This window comes from Caldisalinibacter kiritimatiensis (assembly GCF_000387765.1).
GTDB classification, from domain to species: domain Bacteria; phylum Bacillota; class Clostridia; order Tissierellales; family Caldisalinibacteraceae; genus Caldisalinibacter; species Caldisalinibacter kiritimatiensis.
The window spans coordinates 1-4,364 of the sequence record NZ_ARZA01000076.1 but is presented as its reverse complement, the minus strand read 5'-3'; the positions used below and the strand labels follow the sequence as shown (position 1 = coordinate 4,364).

Sequence of the window (4,364 nt, the reverse complement as noted above, 5' to 3'; positions counted from 1 at the left end):
AACTTTGTTATATAACCAAGTACCTGCTGCTATTACTGTACCACCTATAATTACTACTCCAGTAGCAGTAATCACTACTTCTCCACCTCCTGGAATTCATCATCTATTATCTTATCTCCTTCAAACATTGTCATCTTCTAGGCAATACTAAAGAATAAATCTATCTCGAGTTTTTGGTAAAACTTAAATACCACTCTCCTTGAAATAAAAATGATAGCTATTTAGAGAGTGTTCTTTTTTAATTTTAAGCTTTCTGTTTTCTATCCTCGTACAAGGTAACATATTCATCTTTTGTAAATTCTCTATTCTCATTGAAATTTCAACATTTATAAGTTGTGTTTTCTTTTAGTCAATACTAATGACTCGACATGCATAGTAATTGGTTTTTAGACTAAAAGAAAACACCTCATATGTTTCCATGTGAAGTGTTTGAGTAAATGCTTTGGTCTGACATCATGTTTATACTATTATATCCTTATACTTTTTAAAATTCTAATAATTTGGTCTTTATTTCTATTATAGCAATCTTTGCTTAGATTTAATGCAGCACCATGAAAACCCTCATCTAAAACAAGATGTATCATATATCTGTCGTCAGTTTCTGTTATAAATAGAATTCCCTTAACCCCATTATCTGTAACAAAATCTTTTTTTTCACAATTTGGAGTTTCAGCAGATATTTTCCCACTCTGCCCAAAAACATAAATTTGTTCTGTTTCATCGTTTTCAGCATAAATTAAAATACCACCATCTGGACTAGCTTCATGTTCTTCATTCCCATCATATTGTCCTGATTCTAAAACTTTCCATTGTTTAGGATATTCAACAGTGAAATTGTATGTTTTGTTTTTGTATATTTTATATTCGATATTTTCTTTCAGGTTCTCATCCTTATTTAATTTCACATTTTCAGTATCATTTTTAATAGTTGATTTTTGTGGAATGCATGATGTAAAAACTAGCATAGCTAAAAATATTAGTATTATTAGCTTTTGACTTTTCAATTTATCACTTCCTTACTATAATAGTTTAGCACTAAATAATCTTAATGAAAATAATATTAAAGTGAACTTGCTTTATCTAAAGTTAAAACATTTATAAATAAGATCGGAATTCTACTCCTCCTGATTCAAAGTCCACTTATATAAGTATAGGGCTTAATTCTATAATAATCTTGAGATCAAGAAAATATTTTTTATAAATTATACGAAGACAAATCCTTTTGTTGCTAGAATTAAACATTAGTTCTTTATTACACTTATAGAAATGAGATAATAACCACTTCATAAAATTATGAAGTAGTTATTATCTCTGAAATTTTTAATTGTCTTCTAAAACAGTAACTTTGATTTTTTTACTAAGATTGCCAAAGGACACCTTTATTTCGGTTTTTCCAGTTCCTTCCGCTAAAATCCTTCCATCATAACCTATAGCCACATTACTATCCATAGTTTCCCATATAGCCGCTTTATTAATATTTACAGTTTCTCCATTAGGTAGCATGACATTAACATCGATAAATTCAGAATCTCCTTTTCTATTTAAAATAATATTATCTGGCATTTTCATTTCTATAGGTTCAGAATCAAAAACACTTACATTTACAGAGACTTCTTTTCCTTTATATCTAGCAGTTATAGTACATTCTCCTTCACCCATGGTTCTAATATTGCCTTTAAATATTGTGGCAACTTCATTATTACTGGATATCCACTCAACTTCATCATCTTCAGTAATTTCTATTTTATGATTATTGTCATAAATTGAATATAATTTTAAATAATATTCATTATTTGATTCCTTAGAATATTTACGTTTATAAAGTGATAATTTGTTATTCTTTATATTATTATCAAGTAAGCAAATATCCTTCATTTCTCCAATATTACTTACAGTTAAGAATGTACTTTTATTTGCTAATTCATTTAATGTAAATGGTTTATATTCATAGTCAGCCAATTTTGTTTTAGTCCAATTTGTAAATCTACAAAAATAAGGAGTTTGTTCATAACAAATAAAATTATCTGTGCCTTCTTCTCTTTCTTTTATTATGAAAACATGTTTATGTTCACTTCTTGCTACAACTGCATCACCTGGTTGAAGTTCATCATATGAATTTAGCAAGTCTGTCCTTGAAGGGTTATTGACATCATAATTCCCAACTTTACTAAATTCACCACTTATAATACCTTTGTTGAACGTATATGTTGTATGCCTTGGAATACCCCATACAAAACTAGTAAATCCTGAACAATCGTTACCATATTTAGGCATATATGTTTTATAGGTAGTGCCATCTGACCCTGTAAATACTCTATAATAAGTATTATAGAAATCTGATTTGTTCAAAGCTTCATAAAAACCAGAATCATCTACTTGGTAGGCCGTTTGACTATATGGGATTCCATCATAGGTTGTATTAGCTTCAAATGTGAATCTATGCTTCCAACCTTTTAAATCGCTTGTAGGCGTCCATTGCACATCTATCATATCTTTTGCTTTTTCTAGTATCTCTTGTCTCTTCTGAGAAAAAGACTGATTTATATCAACTTCTAATCTATATGTATCCTCACCAAACCCGTCATATGAATATACCTTGATATAATAAGTACCTTCATCCAAAGTTTGTATAATCTCATCACTATCGTTTCCTCCTGCTGTGGAAGAATCAATCTTATCATAATTATCATCATATAGTTTTAAGTCATAATCATTACCTGATGGAATAGATGTTAGTTGTATATCTACTTCTGCTTCACCACTTAAAGTAAATTTATAGTAATCTTCATCGTCTTCATTATGTATATTGGCGTAAAGTGTTTCTCCACTTCCACTGATTCTTTCAGCACTTGAAAAGTAATCATTTGGTTCATAATCATCAGGTTCTATATTATTATAAGGATAATTCTTAGTTCTTAAATGATAACTTTCTTGTGTGCTATAATCTCCACCGTAGCCTTCAACTTTAATATAATAATATTGGTCACTTTGTACAGGATACGAAGAAATAAGTTCATCACTTCCGGAACCCTCTATAGATCTTTCAACATAATCATCATCTTCAGCATTTGAAAGACTATCATATAGATAGAGGTCATAATCCAAATTAGAAGGAACATCTACCCAAAAATTTGCTTCTCCATCTTCAGTGAATCTTACTTTAAACCAATCAATATCACTAGAACTATCTATATATCCATATACATCTTCATCATCATAAATTCTGTCTGCTTCTGACGGATAATCATTGGAAGTATCTTCATCGGGGTAGCTTTTAGTACTTATTTCGTCATTACTTTTGCTAGTTGGAACCTGGTGAATAATTGGCATTAATATAGCTTTACATTTATTCTCCTTAGTAACAATTTTAAAATTTCCAGTATATGAATCAAGCATAGTATCCTTAGTGCTTATATTCTTTTTACTGCTTGAAAAAGTAACATTAATACTGTACTTTATATCAGGTTTTAAATTAGGTATATTTATTTTTTTGCCATCGATAATACTCTTTTTAAAAACACTTTTCTTTTCCCCATATTCTCCAATTGCAATTTGAAAAACTGTAGAAGGGGCATTTTTTGTTAACTTAAATACACCTTCAATTTCACCTTCAGCATTCATGTTAGCAATAATTTTAAATGGTATATCACCTTTACTATTTTCAGCAAAAACTGCTGGTTGAACCATTAATAGGCTTACTATACATACAACTAAGAAAATTGACGTTCCTTTTTTCATCATGTTATTATCCCCCTTGTTATCTAATTAGTATCATTTCATAAAATCTCATCTAAGTCTTTCATAAGAAGTCAATTTTTCTATTTAAATACTTTACTATGCTCACTACTTACCACCTCCTTCTTACTGACAAATGTTAGTCAATTTCAAGTACTATTTTGATATCAGTTTAACTCTACCAATCAGGTAAAATTAGTATTTACAATACATGCTATTTGAAAATGTTTATTTTTGTACTGTTCTTTCATCATACGATAACACTATTGCTATTATTATTTATAAGTTTTCTAAAGTCTTTAGTCTTGTATAAACAACTCATTTTTACCCCACCTTACCCCTTGTCGGTATTGTCAAAGATTTAAGCATAATCCTTAACTCCACCTATTGATTTTACTTTGACTTTATATCAAAACTTTACCACCCCTCAAAGCAATGATATTTTTAAAAAAATCAATCTATCTATTTGCAATACCCTCTTTTAAAAAATACTTTTTGTGATAATTCTATAAAATATAAACAAGCTTGCTTACAGCAATTATTCTACCCCCCCCCATTCCAAATTTGTCAATTAGCTCGTTGCAGAACTCTACAACTCGCATAAATACTGCATTTTATTTATTTAAATG

2 protein-coding genes are annotated in these 4,364 nt (G+C 29.2%); both read right to left on the bottom strand.

Annotated elements, in window-relative coordinates; all coding sequences use genetic code 11:
• Positions 1-467 precede the first annotated feature (467 nt).
• Positions 468-1,004, bottom strand: a complete 537-nt coding sequence (locus L21TH_RS03850; RefSeq protein WP_006309488.1) for a hypothetical protein — start codon at positions 1,002-1,004, stop codon at positions 468-470.
• A gap of 316 nt (positions 1,005-1,320) precedes the next feature.
• Positions 1,321-3,741, bottom strand: a complete 2,421-nt coding sequence (locus L21TH_RS13695) for a PPC domain-containing protein (protein ID WP_006309487.1) — start codon at positions 3,739-3,741, stop codon at positions 1,321-1,323.
• Positions 3,742-4,364 lie beyond the last annotated feature (623 nt).

What these genes read in the sequence shown, in the direction of transcription:
- L21TH_RS13695 (WP_006309487.1), bottom strand. Translation starts at nt 3,741, where the DNA reads ATGATGAAAAAAGGAACGTCAATTTTCTTAGTTGTATGTATAGTAAGC.